The following is a 21982-nucleotide window of genomic DNA, read 5'->3' as shown; positions in this document are numbered from 1 at the left end:
CACGCGGTGCCGCGATCGACGATTGTCAGCGCTCGGTTCCGGCCGGGTCGTTGTTTCTCTGCTCTTGCTTAGGGTGTGCTCGACCCGCCGTCTCACATGATATAGAAAATGATGTGCTTTCTGTACGGGAGTGCGGAGCATGGCGCTGAGCCTGAAAGATCCGGAAACCGATCGTCTCGCGCGGCAGGTCGCGGCGCTGACCGGGGAGACTTTGACCGAGGCAGTCCGTCGTTCGCTCGAAGAGCGGCTGAAGATCGAACGGATCCGACGCGGGCAGCCGGCGATCGACCGTGATGTCGTCAATGCCCTGCTGGCGCGCTTCGATGCGCTGCCTGTGAGCGACGACCGAAGTGCGGACGAGATCATCGGCTACGATGAGAACGGCGCGCCTTCCTAATGGTCGTCGACACATCGGCACTCGTCGCCATTCTACAGCGCGAGCCGGAGCGCGAAGCCTTCCTCTGCGCCATGGCGACGGCGAGCGTGCGGGTCATTTCCACGGCATCCGCCGTCGAGACGTCCATGGTTGTTCTGTCGCGCAGCAAGGAGGAGGGCCTTCATCTCCTCGGGGCTTGTTTCGCGAGCTTCAGATCGAGAAAGTGCCGGTGACGGACGACCATGTGGAACTGGCGGTCGATGCCTTCCGGCGCTTTGGCAAGGGCCGCCACGAGGCCGCCCTCAATTTCGGCGACTGTTTCGCCTACGCTCTCGCCAAGGCCGCTGGCGAACCCCTGCTCTTCAAGGGTGATGACTTCTCGCGAACTGACATCCGGCAGGCGGTATGATTCCGTCCTCTATCCCGAGGCACCACTGCACTCCGATCAAAGAGCGATTGCTATGCGCCAGAACGATCCGCTGACGGAGACCGACCGCATCCATCTCGCCCGCTGCGTCGAGCTGGCACGGCAGGCTGTGGAGGGCGGCAACCGGCCGTTCGGCTCGGTGCTGGTCGGAGCGGACGGCGCAGTGCTGAAGGAGGACTTCAACCGCACCGGTTCGGGCGACCCGACGCGGCATCCCGAATTCGCCCTTGCGCGCTGGGCGGCGGAAAGCTTCTCGCCGGACGAGCGGCGGCAGATGACCGTCTACACCTCCGGCGAACATTGTCCGATGTGCGCCGCCGCCCATGCCTGGGTCGGGCTCGGTCGCATCGTCTACGCCACGACGACCGAACAGCTGGTCGGCTGGCTGGACGAATTCGGCGCGAGACCGCTGCCCTATCGGCCGGTTTCGGCGCGATACCTCATGCCCGACCTGCCGATGTCCGGGCCGGCGCCGGAGTTCACGGACGAGATCAAGGCGCTGCACGAGCGGGTGCATCGCAGGTGAGGCGGATCGAGCGCAGGTTCAGTCCCACGGGTTGAGGAGGCGGAGGCCGTCGATGCCTTCAAAGTCTGCCGCGTTCCGGGTGACGAGCGTCAGGTTGTGCGCCACGGCGGTCGCCGCGATGAGCGCGTCCGGGTGCGGCCGACGATATGGTACGTGGAGTCGGGAGCACGCATAGCTGATCGGCACACGCGTCAAGCGACCGTGATCGGTGACGACCACGGGAGCATCTTCCGCCGCGCGCTTTGCCGCGGAGAGCGTCCGGTTGAACATGCGCGCGTTCATCTTACGTTCGCGAACGGACATCGGCGCGCCATGGGGTGATATCAAGCTGCGGATTGGTACTGCCAAGCTCGCCGGGGACAACCGATCTGCTTCAAGAGGTGGCCTCGCTATGTACAACGCCCGCCTCGCCTTTCCCGCCGACTTCGCGGGCTGGCGCAGGGCCGCCCGGATCGCGCTGGAACTGGGCGTGCCGCCGGACGCGATGAGCTTCACCGTCGGTGAGGAGGCGCCGGGGCTCTTCGCCGAGCCTTTGCCCGAGGCGCCGCCGCCGGATGCGCCGCAGCCGACCGTGGCGAAGGCGTTTCCGGATCTCGCCCGGCGGATCGTCTGCCATGCCGATCCCGATCGCTTCGCCTTCGCCTACCGCCTCCTGTTCCGGCTGCAGCGCGAGAAGAAGCTCCTGGAGATCGCCTCGGATCCGGACGTCATCCGCGCTACGGAGATGGTCAAGGCGGTCGACCGCGACAGCCACAAGATGAAGGCCTTCGTGCGCTTCCGCGAGATCGACGACGCCGAGGTCGGTCGGCACTACGTCGCCTGGTTCGAGCCCGTCCACCACATCGTCGAGCTGACCGCGCCGTTCTTCGCCCGGCGCTTCACCGGGATGGTCTGGACGATCCTGACGCCGGAGCGCTCGGCGCACTGGGACGGGGCGGAACTCGCTTATCTGCCGGGCGCCACCCGCGACATGGCGCCGGCCGGCGACGACATGGAGGCGCTGTGGCTGACCTACTACGCCTCGATCTTCAATCCGGCGCGGCTGAAGGTGAAGGCGATGCAGGCGGAGATGCCGAAGAAGTACTGGGCGAACATGCCGGAGACGGCGCTGATCCGCCCGCTCGTCGCCGGCGCCGAGGCGGCCCAGCGCCGCATGCTCGAAACCCAGCCGACCCTGCCGAGTTTCCGTCACGAGAAACAGGAGGAGCGGCGCGCCATGACCCTGCCCCGGATGGACAAGACGCCCGAGATCGGCCCGCAGTTCGGCTACAACAAGGTCCCCGACTCGATCGAGGAGGCGCGCGAGCAGGCAAGGCACTGCAAGGCCTGTCCGCTCTGGGAGCCGGCGACGCAGACGGTGTTCGGCAAAGGCCCGGACGATGCGCCGGTGATCTTCGTCGGCGAGCAGCCGGGCGACCAGGAGGACATCGCCGGGGAGCCCTTCATCGGACCGGCCGGCAAGGTCTTCGACCAGGCGCTCGCCGCGGCCGGCATCGACCGGACCCAGGCCTATGTCACCAATGCGGTCAAGCACTTCAAGTTCGAGCCGCGGGGCAAGCGGCGCATCCACGCCAAGCCGAACATGAGTGAGATCAAGGTCTGCCGCTGGTGGTTGGATCTCGAACGCGATCTGGTCAAGCCGAAGCTGATCGTGGCGCTGGGCGCGACCGCGGCGCAGGCGGTGCTCGGCAAGACCGTGACGATCCGTGACACGCGCTCGAAGCTGATCGATCTCGACGAGGCGACGAGGCTGCTCGTCACCGTCCATCCGTCCTACATCCTGCGCCTGCCGGACGCCGCGGCCAAGGCGCGGGAGACGGAAGCCTTCGAGGCCGACATGGCGCTGGTGCTGAAGACGGTGCCGGAACTCGCCGTGGCGGCCTGAGGAGCGGACGCCCGGCGGCGCCCTCCGGCGCTTCAGCCCCGCGCGCCGCCGCGCAGGGTCTGCTTGCGGCTGCGGATGCCGGCGATCTGCTCCTTCACCGACCGAAGGTCGTTTGCCAGGCGCGCGACTTCCGCATCGTCCGGTTCCGCCGGACCGGGCCGTCCGTCCGGTGCCGCCCGGTTGACGATCGCCCTGAGATGGGCGCGGAGTTCCTCTCGCGCCAGCGGCCGTCCGGGAGTGGCGTCCTCGCGGACGGAAGCCTCCGAGCGTTGCTCCATCTCGGGGCCGAGGAGGCCCCCAGTGTGCGGCACCGGCTCATGCACGCCAGGAATGTCGTCGTCGAGCGGCGGCGTGTCCTCGGGCGGCAGCGCATGCATGTGGTCCGGATGCGGCCGGTCGTAATCGAGGACAGGCTCCTCGTCCGCCCAATCATCGAGTTCCGGCTCTTCCGGGCGACGCAGTTCGGACGTGCGGGCATGGATCGCGGGCCGGATCCCGGCGAGCTGAAGCGTCTCTCCCGCCGCCGATGCAGGCACCGGCCGCTGCAGCCCGCGCCCCCGCCCCGCGCCCGGGTCCATCGGGTCGAAACGGCCGCGGAACAGCCGGATCAGGGCGGTCAGGACCGCGATCCCAACGCCCGCCAGGAAACCAAGGAAGACGCCCGCAAGGACAACCACCCGCCGCGAGGTGCTCGACGGATCGAGCGGCGGCGTCGCCGGCGAGATGACGCGGACGTTCGCCGTGTTGATCGTCTCCTGTTCGCCGGTCTCGCGGGCGCGCAACAGGAAGGATTCGTACACGGCGCGCGAAGCGTCGACCTCGCGTTCCAGTTCGCGCAGCTTGACGAAGGCCTCGCCGGTCTGAAGCTGCTTGCTCTTCAGTGTGTCGAGCTCTCGCGTCAGCTCGCGATTGGTCTCCTGGGCCCGCGCGAGTTCCGTCTGCGCGGCCGAGACGATGCGGTTCAGCTCCGCCGAAATGGCCGACCGGACGGAAGCCAGCGCCTGCTCGATCGCGATCCGCCGGGGATGCTTCGGCCCGAGCGTCGAGCGCAGCGAGGCCGCCTGCTGCTGGAGGTCGGAATAGGTGTTGCGCAGCTTGCTCAGCGCTTCCGACGTCAGCTCTTCGGGCAGGGTGCCCTTGATGACGTCGTCGACGCTGGCCTTCTTCATCTGGTCGGCCTTGACCTTCAGCGCCGTCGTGTCGGCCTTCGACCGGCCGAGCTGGTCGCTGATCCGGGTGATGTAGTCGTCGTCGACGAGCTTGCCGCCGACGCCGACGAGGTCATGCTGGCTCTTGTAGTCCTCCACCGCCTGCTCGGCGTTCACGACGCTCTTCCTCAGCTCGGCCAGACGGCCCGACAGCGCGTCGCTGGCGGTGCGGGCGGTCTGCGCCTGCACCTTGCCGAGCTGCTGGATGAAGGAATCGGCGATGAGGTTGGCGAGCCGGGCCGACTTGTCGGCGTCGCGCGTCGTGACGGCGACGTTCAGGACGAAGCTCTTCTGGTCGCGATCGACCTTCATGGCCCGGCGCAGATGATCGAGGGTCAGGAGGCGGCGGCGCTCGGCGTCCCTGGCGCTCTCCTGGGGCGGGCCGAAGAGGTTCGACAGCGGCGTCAGGAGGGGGGCGAGCGCGCCCTTGGCCTGGCCGTTGAACTCCGGGTCGTCGGCGAGCTTGGCCTCGGCGACCACACGCCCGAGCACGTCGTCGGAATAGATGACCTGAATCTGGCTCTGGATCAGCGCCAGCGTCGCGTCGCTCGGCAGGCCGTTCGGCGTCACCTCGTTCTGCACGACCTTGATGTCGCGCGGATCCATCAGGATTTGGCTGTCGGCAGTGTAGAGCTTCGGCGTCGACAGCGCGTAGATGACCGCCAGTGCGAACCCCAGCAGCGTCGCCAGCAGGATCATGCGGCGCTGGGTCCAGACCGAGCCGATGATGTAGAGTGGATCGACCAGGGAATCCGTCGGGCCGGTCGTCGTCGCCACGGATGCCGGCCGTCCCGAACGCGGTCCAGCCGGTCCGCCGGCGGATGTTGGGCGCGCGCTTTCGAACATGTTCCTCCACCCCGTGCGAGAGCCCGGTCCAATGCCGGTCACCGGCCGCTCCCTTTAGCTTCGCGCATCGTGGTGAATGAAGCGTTAATCCCATCGACTGAGCGACAACTGCCCGGCTGTCGGTCGCAAGGGGCACGGCGGACGGTTCCGGGCTTGCCAAGGCGCCGGTTCCGTCGCATGCCGAAGCGGTGATCTCCCGGACTTGGAACCGCCATGGTCGATGCCGCACTGCCATCCGCCCTCCCGACCTTTGCCGACGTCGCCGCGGCGCGGCAGCGCTTGGGCGGCGTCGCCCACCGCACGCCGGTGATGACCTCGCGCTTTGCGAACCAGGCGAGCGGCGGCGAGCTCTTCTTCAAGTGCGAGAACCTGCAGCGGGCGGGCGCCTTCAAGTTCCGCGGCGCCTACAACGCCATCGCCTCGCTGACGCCCGAGGAGCGCGGCCGCGGCGTCGCCGCCTTCTCCTCGGGCAACCACGCCCAGGCGATGGCGCTGGCGAGCCGCCTGCAAGGGGTGTCCGCGACGATCCTGATGCCCGAGGATTCGCCGGCGATGAAGCTCGCCGCGACCAGGGGCTACGGCGCCGAGGTGATCACCTACGACCGCTACACCGAGGACCGCGAGGCGCTGGGGCGGAAGCTCGCCGACGAGCGCGGGCTGACGCTGATCCCGCCCTACGACCACCCGGCGGTCATCGCGGGGCAGGGCACGGCGGCGGCCGAACTCTTCGAGGAGGCCGGCCCCCTCGACATGCTGCTCGTCTGCCTCGGCGGCGGCGGGCTGCTCTCGGGCTCGGCGCTGTCGGCTGCCGAGCTGTCGCCGGGATGCACGGTGATCGGGGTCGAGCCAGAGGCGGGCGACGACGGCCGACAGTCCTTCCTCTCCGGCCGGATCGTCGACATCCCCGTTCCGCAGACGATCGCCGACGGCGCGCAGACGACGCATCTGGGGCAGCTGACCTTCCCGCTGATCCGCAGCCTCGCGCGGGATATCGTGACCGTCTCGGACGCGGCGCTGGTGAAGACGATGCGGTTCTTCCTGGAGCGGATGAAGCTGGTGGTCGAGCCGACGGGGTGCCTCGCGGCCGCGTCCGCGCTCGAAGGCGCGGTCGACTGCCGCGGCAAACGCGTCGGCGTCATCATCTCCGGCGGCAATGTGGACGTCCAGCGCCTGGCGGCGCTGCTGGCGGCCTGACCCGGCGTTCGGTGCACGGAAAACAACAGGTCGAAGATTTCGTTAAAAATCTTCCTGGCCGCTCTGCACCAGCCGGATGGCTGCCTTGCGCCAGACCCGATTGCTGCGTTGCAGCATGGCTCCTACCTTCGCGTCAGCAAAGGAGAAAGCCATGAAGTTCACCGACATCATCCGCAGCGCCGTCAGCGGCACCAGCGAGCAGGAACGGGTTCGGCGCTATCTCGATCGCTCCGTCTCGATGGCGGATCTCGAGCGCCGTCAGCGCGAAGTCGACGCCGGCCGGTTCCGCACCGAGCGCTTCCCCTACTGACCGCCGGCCTCGGCGGACGGCGGTGGAAGCCGGGTGGCGGGGCTCGTCTCGGCGCGTCGCCCGAGACCGCTGTTCGCAATCTCCCTGATGACCGGCCGCCGGCGGTTCACCCGCCGGGCGGCCGTTGTCGTTTCCGGGCCTACCGGTCCTCTGTGTGGACCACCTCGTAGAGGCAGGGCTCGGCGGCCTGCGCGCGTTCGCCGACCTCCGGCCAGCGCTCGCGGAATTCCGGCGCGCGGTGCGCCTCTTCCAGAAGCTCCCGGCTCGTCCACTGCACGTAGTTGACGATCTTCCTGCCGTCGACGCTCTTGTGCAGACTGATCGACTGGAAGCCCGGTTGCCCCGCCATGAAACGGGCGCGCTCGGTCAGGATCCGCACCAGCTCGTCCTGGCGCCCGGGCTCGGTCTCGATCGTGGTGATCTGGGTGACGAACCCGCCTTCGGTGGTGATGACGGCCATGTCACGTCCTCCTTTCGAGGGAGAACGGCCGGCCGGGCCGCCGGTTCACCCCGCCTTCGTCAGGTCCGACCGAGCGGCAGCCGCGAAGGAGCGGTTCTCCCGCCACCAGATGTAGAGCCCGCTCGCGACGAGGATCGCGGTGCCGACGAGCATCGTCGGCTTCAGCGGGTCGCCGAACAGGGCGACGCTGAGCAGGCTCGCCATCAGCACTTGGGCGTAGAGGAAGGGCGAGAGCAGCGAGGCAGGCGCGTTGGAGAAGGCGTTGACCAGGGTGAAGTGGCCGAGCGAGCCGACCGTGCCGATCGCCACCATCAGGCCGAGCGTCGGCAGATCCGGCCACTGCCAGAACGGGATCACGAAGATTGTGAGCAGCACCGCCCCGGTCGCGGTGGTGTTGAACTGCGTCGCCGCGGCATCCGCCTCGCCGGAGAGATGCCGGGTCAGCATCAGGTAGCCGGCGTTGAAGACCGAGGCCGCGAGCGCCAGGAACAGCGCCGGGTCGATATCGGCAAAGCCCGGCCGCAGGATCAGGAGCATGCCGAGGAAGCCGGCGATCACCGCCGCGATGCGGTGGATGCCGATCGTCTCCTTCAGCACCACCACCGACAGGATGGTGACGACGATCGGCCCGAAGAACATCACCGCCGTCGCATCCGCCAAGGGCACGCGCGACAGGGCGAAATACATCGTCGTCGTCGCGGCGAGCAGCATCGCGCCGCGGGCCACCTGCAGATAGGGATGGCGCGCCTTCAGGAAGCGCGTCCCGGTCGTCGCCGACAGGTAGGTCGTCATGATCAGCGTCTGGAAGAAATAGCGGCCCCAGATCACCTGCACGACCGGGATCAGCGTCGTCAGGTGCTTGCCGAGCGCGTCCTGGCTGGAGAAGATGCTGCCGGCAAGGACCGTCAGGACGATGCCGGTGAGCAGGGAGGGCGTGGATTTCATAAGGGAGGCCGCCTTTCCAGAAGGCCGTAGCGCATTGCCGGATCGGAGGAAACGAGAAAAGCCGCGGCCTCTTGCGACCGCGGCTTTCGTCTGGCGGGCCCTCTCGCGCGGAATCAGGCTGCCCGGTCGAGCGTCTCGATGGCGCGAATCGCGCCGCGCAGCTCGGCAAGGCCACGCATGCGCCCGATCAGCGGGTAGCCCGGATGGGTGCCGCGGCCGAGATCGGCGAGGAGCTCGTGGCCGTGGTCGGGGCGCATCGGCATCTCGAAGTCCGCTCGTCCCTCCGCCCTGCGGCGCCGCTCCTCGCCGAGGAGCACGCGCAGCAGCGCGACCATGTCGGTGTCGCCGTCGAGATGGTTCGCCTCCTCGAAGGAGCCGTCGGCGTCCTTGGCGACGTTTCTCAGATGCGCGAAGTGGATCTTCTCGGCGAAGCGCCGGGCGATCGCGACGACGTCGTTCGCGGGGCCCGCGCCGAGCGAACCCGAGCACAGCGTCAGCCCGTTGGCGAGCGAGGGCACGGCGTCGAGGATGAAGGCGATGTCGTCTTCATTGGAGACGACGCGCGGCAGGCCGAAGACAGGCCGCGGCGGATCGTCCGGATGGACGCAGAGCCGCACGCCCGCCTCTTCCGCCGTCGGCACGACCGCCTCCAGGAAGCGCTTGTAGTTCGCCCGGATGTCGTCCTTGGTAATGCCTTCGTAGCGCGCCAGCACGGCGCGCAGGCCTGGCACGTCGTAGCGTTCGTAGGCGCCCGGCAGGCCCGCCATGATCGCCGCCAGCAGCCGCTCGCGGTCCTCGGGGCGCGACGCGTCGATCCAGGCCTTGGCGCGCTGCAGCACGTCGGCGGAGAAATCCGCCTCGGCGCCCGGCCGCTCCAGCATGTAGACGTCGAAGGCCGCGAAATCCTGCATGTTGAAGCGCAGCGACGTGCCGCCGCCGGCGAGCGGATGGGCGAGCTCGGTGCGCGTCCAGTCGAGCAGCGGCATGAAGTTGTAGCAGACGGTCGAAATGCCGCAGGCCGCGAGGTTCTTCAGCGAGATCCGGTAGTTCTCGTAGAGCGTCTCCAGCTCGTCGCCGCCGCCGGACGCCAGCTTGATCGCCTCGTGGACCGGCAGGCTCTCCACCACCGTCCATTCCAGCCGTTCGCCGGAGGCCTCGCGCACGAGCGCCTGCCGCTCGGCGATCGCCTCTTTCGTCCAGACGACGCCATAGGGAATCTCGTGCAGCGCGGTGACGATGCCGGTGGCGCCGGTCTGGACGATCTCCGGAAGGGTGATGCGGTCCGGCGGACCGAACCAGCGGAATGATTCTCGCAACGCGAAGTCCTCACATCAAGAGGTTGGGCAGGAAGAGGACGAGCCCCGGCGTGAAGGCCAGGAACACGATGACGAGGAGGATCGCCGCGATGAACGGGATCGCCTCCACGACATATTCCTCGATCGGGCAGTCGAGAATGCTGCACACGGCATACATGGCGACGCCGACCGGCGGCGTCATGCCGCCGAGCGTGACGACGCTCATCATCAGGATGCCGAAGTGCACGGGGTCGATGCCGAGCGGCGTGATGATCGGAATGAAGATCGGCGTCAACAGGAGGACGAGCACGGTCGCCTCGATGAACAGGCCGCAGATGAACACGAAGATCAGGATCAGGAAGACGACGAGGATCGGCTGGTGGGTGATGCCGAGCATGCCCTGCGCGATCGTCTGCGGCGCCTGCTCGAAGACGATGGCATAGCCGACCATGCCGGAGAACAGGATGATCAGCGTGATGACGCCGATGTCCTGGACGCTTTCGGACAGCGCCTCCTGCAGCGTTTTCCAGGTCAGCTCCCGGTGGACGAAGGCGCCGATGACGACGGCGTAGACGACGGCGAAGGCGCCGACCTCGGAGGCGGTGAAGACGCCGGAGCGGATCCCGACGAGGAGCGCGACCGGGAAGATCAGCGCCCATTTCGCCCGCCACAAGGCCTTGGAGACCTTCGACCATTTCGGCCGCTCCTTGGTGACGACGCCGTAGCCCTTCTTCTTGGCGAGCAGCCAGACGGTCGTCATCAGCGCGACCATCATGATGAAGCCGGGGATGACGCCGGCGAGAAACAGCCGGCCGATCGAGACGTTGCCGACGAAGCCGTAGAGGATGAGGCCGAGGCTCGGCGGGATGGTCGCGGTGATCAGCGAGCCGACCGCGATGGCCGCGCCCGTGAATCCCTTGGAATAGCCGCTGGCGATCATGCCGGGGCCGAGCACGCGCGCCTCCATCGCGGCATCGGCGACGGCCGAGCCGGAGACCCCGCCCATGAAGGTCGACAGCAGGATGCAGACCTGGGCGAGGCCGCCCGCCATCCAGGAGACCAGCGAGTTCGAGCAGTCGATCAGCCGCTCGGTGATGCCGGTCTTGTTCATCATGTGGCCGGCGAGAACGAACAGCGGCACGGCGAGCAGCGGGAAGCTCTGCGAGGCCGAGGCGACCTGCTGCACGCCGATCGAGACCGGGATGAACTGGCTGGTGAGGAAGAAGGAGAAGCCCGCAATGCCGATGGCGAAGGCGATCGGCATGCCGGCGAGCATCAGGGCGAAGAAGATGACGGTCAGGAGCAGCATGGTGCGTCAGATCTCCTGGTGCTCGGCGAGCGCCTCGTCCCGGTCGGGCGAGAAGACGAGCTTGCCGGCCCGGATGGCGATGGCGATCTGGGCGAGAAGGATGAGGCCGAGCAGGGCGCAGCCGATCGGCACGGCGATGGTGACCCAGGCATAGGAGATGCCGCTGTCGCCGAAGGTGCGCTGCCAGTTGAGCAGCGTCAGCTTGATGCCGAACCAGGCCATGGTGGCGAGGAAGGCGAGGGCGATCACCGCGAGCAAGAGGTCAAGGCCCCGGCGCAGCGGCACCGGCAGCTTCTGGACGAAGTAGTCGACGCCGATATGGGCGCGCTTCCTGAGGCCCTTCAGGGCGCCGAAGAAGCAGAGCCAGATGAACAGCGCCTGGGCGAGGTCCACCGACCAGACGATCGGATAGTCGAAGAACCGCGTGATGGCGGCTACGAAGACCAGGATGACGATCGCGGCGAGCAGGGCGCGGCCGATCGCCTCCTCTATGCGGACGAGGACGGACAGCATGGGGGCGAACTCAGGGTGCGGACGGACACGGGGGCCGGACGCCTTGGAGCGCCGGAGGCGGGGCGGCTCGCGGCCGCCCCGCAGCTCGCATTAGGAGCTACTTGGCGAGGATGTCGTCGACCTGCTTCTTCAGGTCGGTGTAGCCGAGCTTGGCGTAGACGCCCTCGGTCGCCTTCTTGAACGGCGTCGTGTCGATCGTGTCGATCTTCAGGCCGGCCTTCTCCATCTCGGCATCGACCTTCGAGACGGCGTCCTCGGTGGCCTTGGAGGCGAAGTCGCCGGCGGCCAGCGCCTCTTCCTTCAGGATCTTCTGGTCCTTCGGCGGCAGAGAATCGAACCACTGCGCGCTGGTCACGAGGCCGGTGATCAGGCCGATATGGCCGGTCTTGGTGTAGTACTTCGCGACTTCGTAGAGCTTGGCGCCGTAGACGGCGGTGTCCTGCGCCTCGGCGGCGTCGATCGCGTTCTGCTGCAGGGCCGGATAGACCTCGCCCCAGCCCATCGGCGTCGGCGTCGCGCCCATCGCCTTGATCGTCTCCATCCACACCGGCGCGCCGGGGGTGCGCATGCGCACGCCGTTGAGGTCGGCCGGCTTCGACACCGGCTTCTCGGTCAAGACGTTGCGCTGGCCCTGCCACCAGTTGAACGACAGGATCTCGTGGCCGGAGGTGTCGTGCAGCTCCTTGGCCCATTTGGCGAAGAGCGGCGAGGTCACGATCTTGCGATAGCCGGCATAGCTGTCGGCGAGATAGGGGCCGCCGAGGACGCCGAAGTCCTTGACGAAGACGGCGAGGCGGCCGGGATCGACCACCACGGCGACCGGGGCGCCGGCACGCGCCTGCTCCAGCACGTCCTCGTCCTTGCCGAGCTGCGAGCTCGGGAAGATGCGGATCTGCACCTCGCCGTCCGTGCGCTTGGCGACATTGTCGCGGAACTGCTCGAGGCCCTTGTAGATCGGGTCCTCCTGCGTCAGCGCGGTCGAGACGTTGAGCTGGTATTGCTGGGCTGCGGCCTGGCTCGTCGCGATGCCGGCCATGACGCCCGCCGCCAACACGCAGCCGAGCCCCTTCGAGAATATCGACATGAAACCTCCCGTTCCGTTCCAGCGGCTCCCACCGCCGAGCTTGTCTCTAGCAGCTTGTATGGTAGTATGAAAGCAGATGAATGCAAGCGGTTTGTGGACGATGATGAAACTCGACGAAAAGGCGCCGATCGCTCCACAGATCTACGCGCAGCTGCGGGAGGCGATCATCCGGATGCGGCTCCTGCCGGGCCAGCCGCTGTCGGAGAAGGACATCGCGACGATGTTCGGCTCGAGCCGCCAGCCGGCACGCGAGGCGCTCATCAAGCTGGCGGAAGCGGGTCTCGTCCGCATCCTGCCACAGCGCGGCACCTTCGTGATGAAGGTGTCGACGAGGGCCGTCGGCGACGTGCGCTTCGTGCGGGAGGCGGTGGAGGTGGCGGTCGCGCGCACCTGCTGCCGGATCGCGCCGGGCGAGGCGCTCGACCGGCTCCACGGTCTGATCGAACGGCAGAAGCAGGCCGCGGCCGCCGGCGATCAGGACGGCTTCCTCACCCTCGACGAGGCGTTTCACCGGGGGCTTGCGGAGGCGATCGACTGCGCCGAGGCCTGGCGGGTGGTGGAGAACGGCAAGGCGCAGATGGACCGGGTGCGCTATCTCAGCCTGCCTGAGGCGTCGCCGATGACGCTGCTGATCGAGCAGCACGAGGACATCCTCGCCGCGATCCGGGCGAAGGACGAGGAGGCGGCGACCGCGGCCATGCGCGTCCATCTGCGCGAGATCCTGCTGGCGCTGCCGCGGCTGGCGGCGCAGCGGCCGGAACTCTTCGACGATGAGCCACTGCCCGCGCATGCCGAGGACCTTCGCGCGGCGCAGCACGCCGGGACGCCGCCCCGGATCATCACCCGAACGTGAAAGGGAGGTGGCGCAGGCGCGGAGCGGCAGGATTCGGGCGCATCCTCGAAAAAGGCGGCCCGGATATGCCGAAACGGCGTGTCTGCAGGTACATCAAATTCTATTCAAATTGTCAGCATTAACCATGAATGAAGATGGTTAACGGCGGCAGATAGACTTTACCGACATTTAATCATTTGTCTTTCGTCGGATGCGACACCGATGAGGACCGCCATGAGCGCAGTAGAGACTCTTGATGATCACTGGGTCAAACCCGACCCGCTTTCCAATCCCCTCAGTATCGAGCGACGGTTTCGGGCGCGTCGCTTCGAACATGTCCGCAGCCTGATCGAGGAATGCCTGCAGCAGAAGGAGCGGGTGGAGATCGTCGACCTCGGCGGGACCGAAAAATACTGGCTCATCGCCGAGGACTTCCTCCGCGAGCAGAGCGGCCGGGTCGCGATCACGCTGGTCAACAACGAGCCGATCGACCCGCCGAAGAGCAACATCTTCACGAGCCTTCTCGGCGATGCCTGCGATCCGGCACTGTTCGGCGATCGCCGGTTCGACCTCGTCCATTCGAACTCGGTCATCGAGCATGTCGGCGAGCGCGAGCGAATGGCCGCTTTCGCACGGAACGTCCGGCGCATGTCGGACCGATACTACGTTCAGACGCCGAACTTCTGGTTTCCGCTGGAGCCGCATTTCCGCGTCGTCGGCTTCCAATGGCTGCCGCTGCCGCTGCGGGCCATGCTGATGCGGCAGTTCAACCTCGGCTTCTTCCCGCGCGCGAGGACCGTGGAAGAGGCCTGGAACAATGTCCGGGAGATCCGGCTGCTGGACCGCCGGGCGGTCGCCGAACTCTTCCCGTCGGCGGAGATCCGGATCGAGCGGGTGGCGGGACTGGCCAAGTCGGTGATGGCGATCGGACGGCCAGCGGCCGGATGAGGCGAGGCGGCGGCGGAAGCGCGCGAGCGACCGCCGCTGTTCCCCGCCCGGCCGCTCCGCTGACGGCGGCCGGGGCCAAAGCGGCTTCAAGCCTGCGCGAAGCCGGTCGCGGTGCCGACAGCGCCGGCGGGGCTGCCGCTACTCCGTCGGATCGTCCCGCAGATACACTTCGACCGGCCCCTTCAGCTTGATCGTCAGCGGGTTGCCCTTGCGGTCCTTGGCCTTGCCGGCCTGGACGCGGATCCAGCCCTCGCTGACGCAGTATTCCTCGACATTGGTCTTCTCCTCGCCCTTGAACCTGACGCCGACGCCGCGCGCCAGCAGCGCCTCGTCGTAGAACGGGCTGGCGGGATCGGAGGACAGGCGATCGGGCAGGTCTTCGGCCATGAGGAGAAACTTCTCTCGACTGTTGAGGCGGCGCCCGACATAGAGGGGCGGAAGCGATCTGCCAAGGGCGCCGTCCGCCGCTCCGGTGATCGCGACGAGCCGCAGCCCACGGCGGCGCCTCGGTCATTTTCATGTCCGGTTCCTGTGCCACTCCCCAGATCATGGGCTGGCCGAGCGGATTTTCCGACACATTGTGATGTGGCGGAGAAGCCGATCTTCGTGCGCGACCGGAGCGGGAAAAGGCATGACGATGATGAAGACACCTCTCGCGGGGTTGATCCTGGGAATGCTGATGCTGCCGGCGCCGCTCGCATCCGCTCAAACGGCTCCGGCGTCGGGCGACGCGCCGGTGCGCCTGGCGCAGTACATCGACCGTTCCGGTGCGCCGGACGGGGCCGTCGAAGTCTTCACCGACGGCTACGGCCAGCGCGTCTATCTCGATTCCTTCGGCCGCGTCGTCGGCGTCGAACGATCGCGCCGGCAGGAGTTTCAGGATCGGCGCCAGCGCTTTCGCGAGCGCCGCGGCCGGATCATCGATGGCCCGCCCCCGCCGGGAGTGACGGTGGAGGGGCCGGCCTATCTGGATTCGCGGGGCGCGCCGGGAGACGCCAACACCGGCGACATGCCGCCCCCCCGCTCGGCCGATCCGTTCGGCGACTACAACGGACCCGTGGAGGCCGCGCCGCTGCCGGCGGCGCCCTCGGCCGGCCGCTCGCAGGAGGCGGAACTGCCGGGCCGGCCGTCATCCGCCCAGCCGCCATCGCTCCGGCAGTCCGCCGTGGAACCGCCATCCGGTCCGTCGACGCCGGCGGGCGGCGATCTGCCTCCGGCCGGAGCCGATGCGGCGCTGCCCGCGCCGGGTGCCCCGATCGTCCAGAGCGACGAAGGCCGGGACATCAAGGAGAGCAATCCCGCGCCGACCGTCTCTCTCGCCAAGGGCAAGAACGCCAAAGCGGAGGTCGCCGCCCTGCAGATCCTCCTCGACCGCGAGGGCATGTCTCCGGGCGTCATCGACGGCCGCATGGGCGGCAACGTCAACAAGGCCGTCGCTGCCTATCGCGAGAAGTTCGGCAAGGATCTGCCGACCGGCAATCCGCAGGCGCTCGCCGACGATCTCGACGCCACCGGCGGCCCGCCGATCGTCCAGTACGAGATCACCTCTGCCGACGTCGCCGGTCCGTATGTCGCCTCGATCCCCTCCGACTACGGCGAGAAGGCGCAGCTGCCGGCGATGTCCTACGAGCGGGTGTCGGAGAAGCTCGCCGAGAAGTTCCACATGGACGAGGACTATCTCAAGGCGATCAATCCGGGCGCCGACTTCAACAAGGCGGGGACGCTGATCAAGGTCGCGAATGTCGGCCCGGACGTCACCGGCGAGGTGGCGAGGATCATCGCCGACAAGGGCCGCGAGCAGGTCCGCGCCTATGATGCGAGCGGGACCCTGCTCGCCGCCTATCCCGCCACGATCGGGTCGACCGAGACGCCGTCACCGTCCGGCACGGTGCAGGTGAGCCGGATCGCCTTCAATCCGAGCTACACCTACAATCCGAAGATCAACTTCAAGCAGGGCTCGAACGACAAGATCCTGACCATTCCCCCGGGCCCGAACGGACCGGTGGGCTCGATCTGGATCGCGCTGTCGAAGCCGACCTACGGCATTCACGGCACGCCGGAGCCTTCCAAGATCGGCAAGACCAACAGCCATGGCTGCGTCCGTCTGACCAACTGGGACGCCACCGAGCTCGCCAAGATGGTCAAGGCCGGCGTGACGGTGGAGTTCACGGAATAGCAGCGGCGGCGGCCACGCATGAAGGCGTCATTCGGTAAAGGCCCGGCCGCGGTTCGCAGCCGGGCCTTTACCGTTTGTTGACGCTGTTTGCGGGTCGCCCGGGAGCCAAGCGCCGCTTGCGGCCGTTTCATCAACCTCGTCTTTCGAAATCGGGGCATTTGATGAAAGTTGTTCTTGTCGCCGCCGCGGGGATCTTGTGCCCGCTCACTATCGCATCGGCCGTCGCGGCACCTTCTCCCTTGTCGGAATCGACGATCGACACCGCGACGTTCCAGGAGTGGCAGGCGCGGCAGAAGGAAGCCGCCGAGGTCGCCGCGACCGCCAAGGCGAACCCGACGGTGCCTCCGACGCAATCCGTGCCGAAGGGCAGCGCGACGGCGCCGGGCACGACGGCCGGCTCCGAAGCCGGCCCGCAGACCGTCCAAACGAGCAGCCCGGACGCTGAACAATCGGCCGGCCAGGATGCGGCCAACGCCCCGAAGGTGCAGGTGGCCGGCGAACCGGGCAAGGCCGTCGCGACGCCGGACAACAGCACCGATCTGCCGGAACAGGCGGGCCTCGAGACCGCCGACGAGCCGAAGGCGCCGGATCCCTTCCTGATCCGCCTGCAGGTGCTGCTCGACCGCGCCGATGCCTCGCCCGGCGTCATCGACGGCTTTCTCGGCGAAAACACCCGCAAGGCGATCCGAGCCTATGAGGCGATGCGCAAGCTCCCGGTCGACGGCAAGCCGAACGCCGACCTCTGGAATGTCCTTGTGGTCGACCAGGGCAAGGCGATGAAGACCTACACGATCACGAAGGACGACGTCTCCGGCCGCTATGTGCAGGACATCCCCTCCGATTACGCCAAGCTCGCAGAGATGAAATGGCTCGGCTATCGCGGCCCGGCGGAGAAGCTCGCCGAGAAGTTCCACATGGACGAGGACCTTCTGAAGGCGCTCAACCCGCAGACCGACTTCTCCCATGCGGGCGATGCCATCCTCGTCGCCGACACCGGCGCGCCGCCGTCGACCAAGGTCATGCGGATCACGGTCGACAAGGAGAAGGGCGAACTGACCGTCTTCGACGGCGCCGGCAACATCGTCATGTCGGCACCCGCGACGATCGGCTCGCAGGATACGCCCTCTCCCTCGGGCAAGGTGACGGTCGTCGCCGTCGCGCAGGACCCGACCTACGAATACGATCCGCACAAGAACTTCACGCAGGGCGACAACCACCACGACCTCACCATTCCCCCGGGACCGAACGGCCCGGTCGGCCTGGTCTGGATCGCGCTGTCGAAGCCGACCTACGGCATTCACGGCACGCCCAACCCCTCGCTGATCGACAAGGACGCGAGCCATGGCTGCGTGCGGCTGACGAACTGGGACGCCGAGGCGCTCTCGAAGCTGGTCCAGCCGAAGGAGACGCGGGTGGAGTTCACCGGGTGAGGTCGGCCTTCCTCACCGGCGCGATCGTCCTCGCCGGCCTGCAGCTCGCGCCGGGATCCGGGGGCGAGGCGGCGGCGGCCTCGCTGCTGGAGCGGATCTTTCCCGGGATCGGGCACGCGCGGGCGGCGTCGCGCCATCACCGCCGCGCCGTGCACCACGTCCGTCATGCCACGCCGAAGAAGGCTGCGACTGCGGCCGCATCGGCTCCCGAGGACCCGCCGGTGCCGACGCCGCGATCGGCGGCCGTGCCGGAGGAGGCGAAGAATCCGCCGAAAGGCGATCGCCAGGCGGACGAGAGAGCGCCCGTTCCGCGATCGAAGCCCGGCGAGGAGAGCCCTTCGAAGAATTCCGGCGAAGCGGCCGCCGGCGAGACACATGCGGGCGCGTCGCCGCAGAATGCGCGCCACGAAGGCGGATCGCCCAAGGCGGAACAGAACGGAGCCGAGGCTTCCAGCGCCGCCGCCAAGCCGTCGGCGGCATCCGGAGCAGCGACACCGGACACCGCCGTAGCGGAGCCATCGACGAAGGCCGAGGCAACGGCTGTCGAGGCCGGTCCGGTGAAGGACGGGCTACCGGCCATCGGCCCGATCCCCGAGACGCGGCCCGATCATGGCAAGTATCCCGAGGACACGGCCAAGCCGAGGGACGGGAGCCCGCCGACGCACGGGGAGGACACCGTGACGTCGCCCAAATCTCTCAAGGCGGCCGAGACACCGATCACCCCCGCCCTGGCCGTCGAGGCGGCGGCCGCGATCGAGGACGCGAAGGCCTGCGAGGCCGAACTGACGAAGCGCGGCGTCACCTTCACCGTCGGCCCGTCGATCAGCGAAGGCTCCTGCGGCGTTCTGCGCCCGGTCGCCATTCGGACGCTGAGTTCCGGCATCGCCGTCGAGCCGGCGACCACCATCCTCTGCCGCACCGCGCTCGCCCTAGACGAGTGGGCGAGCGACGTTGTCGTGCCGGCAGCCAAGGGAAGCTTTCCCGATGCCCACGTCGAAAGCATCCGGCAGGAGGGCACCTATGTCTGCCGGCCCCGCTCGTCGGAGGACAAGATCTCCGAGCATGCGCGCGGCAGCGCGATCGACATCGGAACCATCCGCCTTTCCGACGGCCGCGACATCGGCATCGTCGGCCGTGACGACGATTCGCCCGAGGCCCGCTTTCAGCATGCGGTGCGCGCGGGGGCGTGCGGGCCGTTCAGGACGGTGCTGGGGCCCGGCACCGACAGCGATCACGCGACGCATTTCCATCTCGACATCGACGCGCGCCGAAACGGCGCGACCTATTGCAAGTGACGTCGGCGCGCGGGACCCGCGGCCGCGATCGGTGTCGCGGCGTTTCCCGGACCGGAAGGTCGCGGCAGCGATGATCAGCGGTCGGCGACCAGCGGGCTGTCCACCCGCTCCTGCAGCAGCTTGTCGATGCGGTCCCGCTCGCGCTTGAACTTCGACAGGTCGGCGCCGGCGAGGACGATGCCCGACGGCAGCTTGATCCGCATCGGGTCGACGTGCTGGCCGTTCACGTGGATCTCGAAATGCAGGTGGTTGCCGGTGGAGAGGCCCGTCGAGCCGACATAGCCGATCACCTGGCCCTGGCGCACGTGCTCGCCCGGCCTCAGCCCCTTGGCGAAGCCGCTCTGGTGGCCGTAGACGGTCTCGTAGCCATTGGCATGCTTCAGCACGGTCTCGCGGCCGTAGCCGTTGACCCAGCCGGCGCGCTCCACGACGCCGTCGCCGGCGGCGAGGATCGGCGTGCCCCGTGGCGCCGCCCAGTCGACGCCCCAGTGCGGGCGGACATAGCCGAGCACCGGATGCCGCCGTCCCGTGGAATAGCCGGAGGAAAAGCGGGCATCGGGAACCGGCTTGCGCATCAGGAACTGCTTGGCGCTCTTGCCGTCCTCGTCGAAATAGTCGGCGGTCTCCGAGCCGCTCGGCCGATAGCGGTAGAAGCGCTTGACGCTGTTGCCGAACTTGATCTCGGCGAAGAGGATCTCGGAACTGTCGGTCGCCTCTTCCTCGCCCTTCTCCATCGTATAGAAGACGGCGAGGCGGTCCGTGGGGCTCAGCCGCGCCTGCAGGTCGACGTCGCTCGCCAGCATGCGGACCAGCTGCTGGCACAGGCGGTCGTTGAGACCGTAGGCGAGGCCCGCCTGATAGATGCCGTCGTAGACCGTCGGCATGTCGGCCCGGATCGGCGCCTCGTCCTGCTTGTCCCCGAAGGCCTCGGCGACCGAATCGGCCATCTCCGGCGCGGCCGCGGGCTGGAACGGCCCGTCCTGCGTCGCCGAGACGGTCCCGAGGTGCTTCGCCCCCTGATAGGCCGAAAGCCGGACGATCTCGTCCTTGCCGTCCTTGGTCTCGATCCCGATCCGCAGGGCGTCGCCGGCCTCGAGCGTGTCCTTGCCGATGAGGTCGGCGAGCGCCGCGACGGCGTCGTCGTGGCCATTGATGTCATGCCCGGACCGGGTCATCATCTCGGCGATCGGCATCGCCTCGCGGAACGGCACGATCTCCTCGTGGAACCGGGGAAGCTTGTCGCCGTCGGGATCCGACACGGCGACCGAGACGTTTTCCTCGATCACCCGGAAGGCCGAGCCCGGCTCGTATTCGGTGGCGTCGCTGGTCAGGTTGAAGCGCGAGGGGTCGACCGTCGTCAGCGAGGCGACCTGCACCGGCTTGTTGGCGAGTTGCGGAATGACGGTGCGCACCAGGCTTTCCGCCTGGGCGGTGTCGAGCGGCACGGACTTGTCGTAGGTCGAGGGGTCGAAGGCGAAGGGCTCGACCTTGAGCTGCACCTCCGATTCCACCCGCGCGCCGTAGATCTGCGCCGGCTCGCTGGAACCCGCGTCACTGTCCTTGTCGTCGCCGTCGCTCTTCGGATTGCCGAAGATCGTCATCGGATCGAAGGCGGGGTAGTCGACATTGGTGGGGTAGCGGGCGGCGAGCAGCATGTTGACGTAGCCGAAGGGCAGGGTGCGGATCATCTCCCGGTCGCCGTCGCGCGTCATGGTGGAGAGTTCGACCACCTGGCGGCTGCGGGCGACAGGCAGGGCCGTGGCGACGACGCGCTGCCCCTTCACCGGGGCGTCCGATCCGTCCTCGGTGTCGAAGACGAGAGCGAGGCCTGCCGGATCGACCGCACCCTGGTGCCCCTCGAGCGCGGCCGACAGCGCGATTCCCATCAGCGCCGTCGAGGTGATGCCGGTCAGGAGCGTTCCCGCCAGCCACCGCGCCGACACCTGCCGGCGATCCGGCTTGCGCCGGCCATCCGCCACCAATGGCGGCTCGTCCCCAAAAGCCGGCTTTTCCTGCGGCAAGCGGTCTATCCCTCTCCTGATCCGGCCCCCCTGTCCCCCGACAAGGTGGCAAAATCCCGACCAAGTGACGGGACCTTAACCCAAGCATGCCGCGATCCATAGGGGTCGACGGCAGGTTGCCCGCTTTTGGCCGACCGATCCGTCGGACAGCAAGCCGTTCGGCGCACCGCGGCGGCGCCGAGCCCCTCTGTCCTGAAGCGGTATCGCACGACGCGCGCGACGCGCGAGCGCGAAATATCCGATCCCTCGCGAAAATCCGGCCGGGGGGCTCGACACGCCTTGCGCGGCGGCCGAGAGGCCGGTCCCCGAACCTGCCGCTCGCCGGGAACGTCAGCCGGAGAACAGGCTTCGGCCGGAGTTCTCGGCACGGCGCGGCCGCCGGAATTTCTGCCGCCTTGCCAGGGCCGGAAGCGACGCTTCGGCCGCGACGCCGGCGCATCGGGGCCGGCAGGGCCGTCCGCCGCAAGCCACGAAGCCACCGCCCAACTCATTGATTGATCTTGAACTTATCCCGCATCTCCAGCCGTCCGCAGAGGCCCGGCGGCGCTGCCTGCCGAGGTTTTTGAAGTTTTTGCGAACAAGGCCGTTGACAGGCGATCCGGCTTCCCCCTATATGCCGCTCATCGACGACGGCGGTGGCGCCGGGGCGCTCCGGACGGAGCGCCAAACGAACCGGATCGAACTGAAAAGATCGACCGGTTCGGCTTCGCGCCGCCTTTGTCTGTATCATTCGAGTGCCGCTGTGAAGCGACCCACTCTCGGGTAACGACAGGCTTTTGCCTGATGAAACCCACCGCCGACTGATGTCGGCGTGTTATTTGACATTGTGATATGAGAGAAGAAAGAGAAGCGTGGGCGGCGGTAAGTCTGCGGCTCTGCTGGACCGGTATCCTTTCCGGATT

22 protein-coding genes are annotated in these 21982 nt (G+C 67.9%); 12 read left to right on the top strand and 10 right to left on the bottom strand.

The genetic code is table 11. The features are described 5' to 3' along the window. The first annotated feature begins 139 nt into the window (after window positions 1–139). The 4 genes from AB5S17_RS06630 to AB5S17_RS06615 are packed head-to-tail and all read left to right on the top strand — an operon-like array spanning window position 140 to window position 1329. Window positions 140–397 carry a type II toxin-antitoxin system VapB family antitoxin gene (locus tag AB5S17_RS06630; protein ID WP_369237463.1) on the top strand — a complete coding sequence of 86 codons (258 nt, stop codon included), beginning with the start codon at window positions 140–142 and terminating at the stop codon, window positions 395–397. Beyond that, entirely contained in the window at window positions 397–609 is a 213-nt protein-coding gene (locus AB5S17_RS06625; protein WP_369237461.1) for a type II toxin-antitoxin system VapC family toxin, read from the top strand. The genes AB5S17_RS06630 and AB5S17_RS06625 overlap by 1 nt, the downstream gene beginning before the upstream one ends. Continuing rightward, complete coding sequence (locus AB5S17_RS06620; RefSeq protein ID WP_369237459.1) at window positions 606–785, top strand: type II toxin-antitoxin system VapC family toxin; 180 nt, start codon at window positions 606–608, stop codon at window positions 783–785. Before AB5S17_RS06625 ends, AB5S17_RS06620 begins: the two co-directional genes overlap by 4 nt. A 52-nt stretch (window positions 786–837) precedes the next feature. After that, window positions 838–1329, top strand: coding sequence for a nucleoside deaminase (locus tag AB5S17_RS06615; protein WP_369237457.1), 492 nt, complete (start codon window positions 838–840; stop codon window positions 1327–1329). A gap of 18 nt (window positions 1330–1347) precedes the next feature. Here AB5S17_RS06615 and AB5S17_RS06610 read toward each other — a convergent pair whose 3' ends face one another. Continuing rightward, the gene (locus tag AB5S17_RS06610) at window positions 1348–1611 is read right to left on the bottom strand and encodes a hypothetical protein (RefSeq protein ID WP_369237455.1); all 264 of its coding nucleotides are present in this window, start codon (window positions 1609–1611) and stop codon (window positions 1348–1350) included. Window positions 1612–1720: 109 nt separating this feature from the next. Here AB5S17_RS06610 and AB5S17_RS06605 point away from each other — a divergent pair, with 109 nt between their 5' ends. Continuing rightward, window positions 1721–3214 carry a UdgX family uracil-DNA binding protein gene (locus AB5S17_RS06605; RefSeq protein ID WP_369237453.1) on the top strand — a complete coding sequence of 498 codons (1494 nt, stop codon included), beginning with the start codon at window positions 1721–1723 and terminating at the stop codon, window positions 3212–3214. Between the two features lie 32 nt (window positions 3215–3246). Here AB5S17_RS06605 and AB5S17_RS06600 read toward each other — a convergent pair whose 3' ends face one another. Then, the gene (locus AB5S17_RS06600) at window positions 3247–5199 is read right to left on the bottom strand and encodes a GNVR domain-containing protein (protein WP_369237451.1); all 1953 of its coding nucleotides are present in this window, start codon (window positions 5197–5199) and stop codon (window positions 3247–3249) included. A 282-nt stretch (window positions 5200–5481) separates the two neighbouring features. On the opposite strand from AB5S17_RS06600, the gene AB5S17_RS06595 reads away from it, so the two are divergent. Together AB5S17_RS06595 and AB5S17_RS06590 are read left to right on the top strand one after the other, a co-directional pair. Then, entirely contained in the window at window positions 5482–6462 is a 981-nt protein-coding gene (locus AB5S17_RS06595; protein ID WP_369237449.1) for a threo-3-hydroxy-L-aspartate ammonia-lyase, read from the top strand. 151 nt (window positions 6463–6613) lie between these two features. Further along, the gene (locus AB5S17_RS06590; protein ID WP_369237447.1) at window positions 6614–6772 is read left to right on the top strand and encodes a DUF3563 family protein; all 159 of its coding nucleotides are present in this window, start codon (window positions 6614–6616) and stop codon (window positions 6770–6772) included. A 139-nt stretch (window positions 6773–6911) separates the two neighbouring features. On the opposite strand, the gene AB5S17_RS06585 is transcribed toward AB5S17_RS06590, so the two are convergent. From AB5S17_RS06585 to AB5S17_RS06560, 6 genes are all read right to left on the bottom strand, one after another. After that, window positions 6912–7232: an antibiotic biosynthesis monooxygenase gene (locus AB5S17_RS06585; RefSeq protein ID WP_369237445.1), complete on the bottom strand. Its 321-nt coding sequence runs from the start codon at window positions 7230–7232 to the stop codon at window positions 6912–6914. A gap of 45 nt (window positions 7233–7277) precedes the next feature. Continuing rightward, window positions 7278–8177, bottom strand: coding sequence for a DMT family transporter (locus AB5S17_RS06580; protein WP_369237443.1), 900 nt, complete (start codon window positions 8175–8177; stop codon window positions 7278–7280). Window positions 8178–8290: 113 nt separating this feature from the next. Next, window positions 8291–9493 carry a mannonate dehydratase gene (uxuA, locus tag AB5S17_RS06575; RefSeq protein WP_369237441.1) on the bottom strand — a complete coding sequence of 401 codons (1203 nt, stop codon included), beginning with the start codon at window positions 9491–9493 and terminating at the stop codon, window positions 8291–8293. Window positions 9494–9503: 10 nt separating this feature from the next. Continuing rightward, window positions 9504–10781, bottom strand: a complete 1278-nt coding sequence (locus tag AB5S17_RS06570; RefSeq protein WP_369237439.1) for a TRAP transporter large permease — start codon at window positions 10779–10781, stop codon at window positions 9504–9506. A gap of 6 nt (window positions 10782–10787) precedes the next feature. Continuing rightward, window positions 10788–11294 (bottom strand): TRAP transporter small permease, encoded by a 507-nt coding sequence (locus tag AB5S17_RS06565; protein WP_369237438.1) that lies wholly within the window; start codon window positions 11292–11294, stop codon window positions 10788–10790. Window positions 11295–11391: 97 nt separating this feature from the next. After that, window positions 11392–12378 carry a C4-dicarboxylate TRAP transporter substrate-binding protein gene (locus AB5S17_RS06560; protein ID WP_369237437.1) on the bottom strand — a complete coding sequence of 329 codons (987 nt, stop codon included), beginning with the start codon at window positions 12376–12378 and terminating at the stop codon, window positions 11392–11394. A gap of 103 nt (window positions 12379–12481) precedes the next feature. Here AB5S17_RS06560 and AB5S17_RS06555 point away from each other — a divergent pair, with 103 nt between their 5' ends. Both AB5S17_RS06555 and AB5S17_RS06550 read left to right on the top strand, forming a co-directional pair. After that, window positions 12482–13231 (top strand): GntR family transcriptional regulator, encoded by a 750-nt coding sequence (locus AB5S17_RS06555; RefSeq protein ID WP_369237435.1) that lies wholly within the window; start codon window positions 12482–12484, stop codon window positions 13229–13231. A gap of 213 nt (window positions 13232–13444) precedes the next feature. Further along, on the top strand, window positions 13445–14158 hold the full coding sequence (locus tag AB5S17_RS06550) for a class I SAM-dependent methyltransferase (protein ID WP_369237433.1): 714 nt from the start codon (window positions 13445–13447) through the stop codon (window positions 14156–14158). Window positions 14159–14296: 138 nt separating this feature from the next. Here the strand turns inward: AB5S17_RS06550 and AB5S17_RS06545 are convergent, their stop codons facing one another. Further along, window positions 14297–14545: a DUF3297 family protein gene (locus tag AB5S17_RS06545; RefSeq protein ID WP_369237431.1), complete on the bottom strand. Its 249-nt coding sequence runs from the start codon at window positions 14543–14545 to the stop codon at window positions 14297–14299. A gap of 250 nt (window positions 14546–14795) precedes the next feature. On the opposite strand from AB5S17_RS06545, the gene AB5S17_RS06540 reads away from it, so the two are divergent. The 3 genes from AB5S17_RS06540 to AB5S17_RS06530 all read left to right on the top strand — a co-directional run bounded on the left by AB5S17_RS06540 (window position 14796) and on the right by AB5S17_RS06530 (window position 19059). Continuing rightward, a complete protein-coding gene (locus AB5S17_RS06540) occupies window positions 14796–16334 on the top strand; it encodes a L,D-transpeptidase family protein (protein WP_369237429.1) in 1539 nt (512 codons plus the stop codon). A gap of 239 nt (window positions 16335–16573) precedes the next feature. After that, entirely contained in the window at window positions 16574–17764 is a 1191-nt protein-coding gene (locus AB5S17_RS06535) for a L,D-transpeptidase family protein (RefSeq protein ID WP_369237427.1), read from the top strand. After that, window positions 17761–19059: an extensin family protein gene (locus tag AB5S17_RS06530; protein ID WP_369237425.1), complete on the top strand. Its 1299-nt coding sequence runs from the start codon at window positions 17761–17763 to the stop codon at window positions 19057–19059. Before AB5S17_RS06535 ends, AB5S17_RS06530 begins: the two co-directional genes overlap by 4 nt. Before the next feature lie 74 nt (window positions 19060–19133). On the opposite strand, the gene AB5S17_RS06525 is transcribed toward AB5S17_RS06530, so the two are convergent. Then, complete coding sequence (locus tag AB5S17_RS06525) at window positions 19134–21038, bottom strand: M23 family metallopeptidase (protein WP_369238308.1); 1905 nt, start codon at window positions 21036–21038, stop codon at window positions 19134–19136. Window positions 21039–21982: the final 944 nt, after the last annotated feature.

The organism is Jiella sp. M17.18 (assembly GCF_041027365.1).
In the GTDB taxonomy this organism is placed as follows: Bacteria; Pseudomonadota; Alphaproteobacteria; order Rhizobiales; family Rhizobiaceae; genus VKMB-3413.
Note: the sequence above shows the minus strand (reverse complement) of the source record. Positions and strands in the feature narration are given on the sequence as shown.

Bases quoted from the DNA above. Each gene is read 5' to 3' on its own strand.
- AB5S17_RS06630 (WP_369237463.1), top strand. From the start codon at position 140: ATGGCGCTGAGCCTGAAAGATCCGGAAACCGATCGTCTCGCGCGGCAG.
- AB5S17_RS06625 (WP_369237461.1), top strand. From the start codon at position 397: ATGGTCGTCGACACATCGGCACTCGTCGCCATTCTACAGCGCGAGCCG.
- AB5S17_RS06615 (WP_369237457.1), top strand. From the start codon at position 838: ATGCGCCAGAACGATCCGCTGACGGAGACCGACCGCATCCATCTCGCC.
- AB5S17_RS06610 (WP_369237455.1), bottom strand. From the start codon at position 1,611: ATGAACGCGCGCATGTTCAACCGGACGCTCTCCGCGGCAAAGCGCGCG.
- AB5S17_RS06605 (WP_369237453.1), top strand. From the start codon at position 1,721: ATGTACAACGCCCGCCTCGCCTTTCCCGCCGACTTCGCGGGCTGGCGC.
- AB5S17_RS06595 (WP_369237449.1), top strand. From the start codon at position 5,482: ATGGTCGATGCCGCACTGCCATCCGCCCTCCCGACCTTTGCCGACGTC.
- AB5S17_RS06590 (WP_369237447.1), top strand. From the start codon at position 6,614: ATGAAGTTCACCGACATCATCCGCAGCGCCGTCAGCGGCACCAGCGAG.
- AB5S17_RS06585 (WP_369237445.1), bottom strand. From the start codon at position 7,232: ATGGCCGTCATCACCACCGAAGGCGGGTTCGTCACCCAGATCACCACG.
- AB5S17_RS06580 (WP_369237443.1), bottom strand. From the start codon at position 8,177: ATGAAATCCACGCCCTCCCTGCTCACCGGCATCGTCCTGACGGTCCTT.
- AB5S17_RS06570 (WP_369237439.1), bottom strand. From the start codon at position 10,781: ATGCTGCTCCTGACCGTCATCTTCTTCGCCCTGATGCTCGCCGGCATG.
- AB5S17_RS06565 (WP_369237438.1), bottom strand. From the start codon at position 11,294: ATGCTGTCCGTCCTCGTCCGCATAGAGGAGGCGATCGGCCGCGCCCTG.
- AB5S17_RS06560 (WP_369237437.1), bottom strand. From the start codon at position 12,378: ATGTCGATATTCTCGAAGGGGCTCGGCTGCGTGTTGGCGGCGGGCGTC.
- AB5S17_RS06555 (WP_369237435.1), top strand. From the start codon at position 12,482: ATGAAACTCGACGAAAAGGCGCCGATCGCTCCACAGATCTACGCGCAG.
- AB5S17_RS06550 (WP_369237433.1), top strand. From the start codon at position 13,445: ATGAGCGCAGTAGAGACTCTTGATGATCACTGGGTCAAACCCGACCCG.
- AB5S17_RS06545 (WP_369237431.1), bottom strand. From the start codon at position 14,545: ATGGCCGAAGACCTGCCCGATCGCCTGTCCTCCGATCCCGCCAGCCCG.
- AB5S17_RS06540 (WP_369237429.1), top strand. From the start codon at position 14,796: ATGATGAAGACACCTCTCGCGGGGTTGATCCTGGGAATGCTGATGCTG.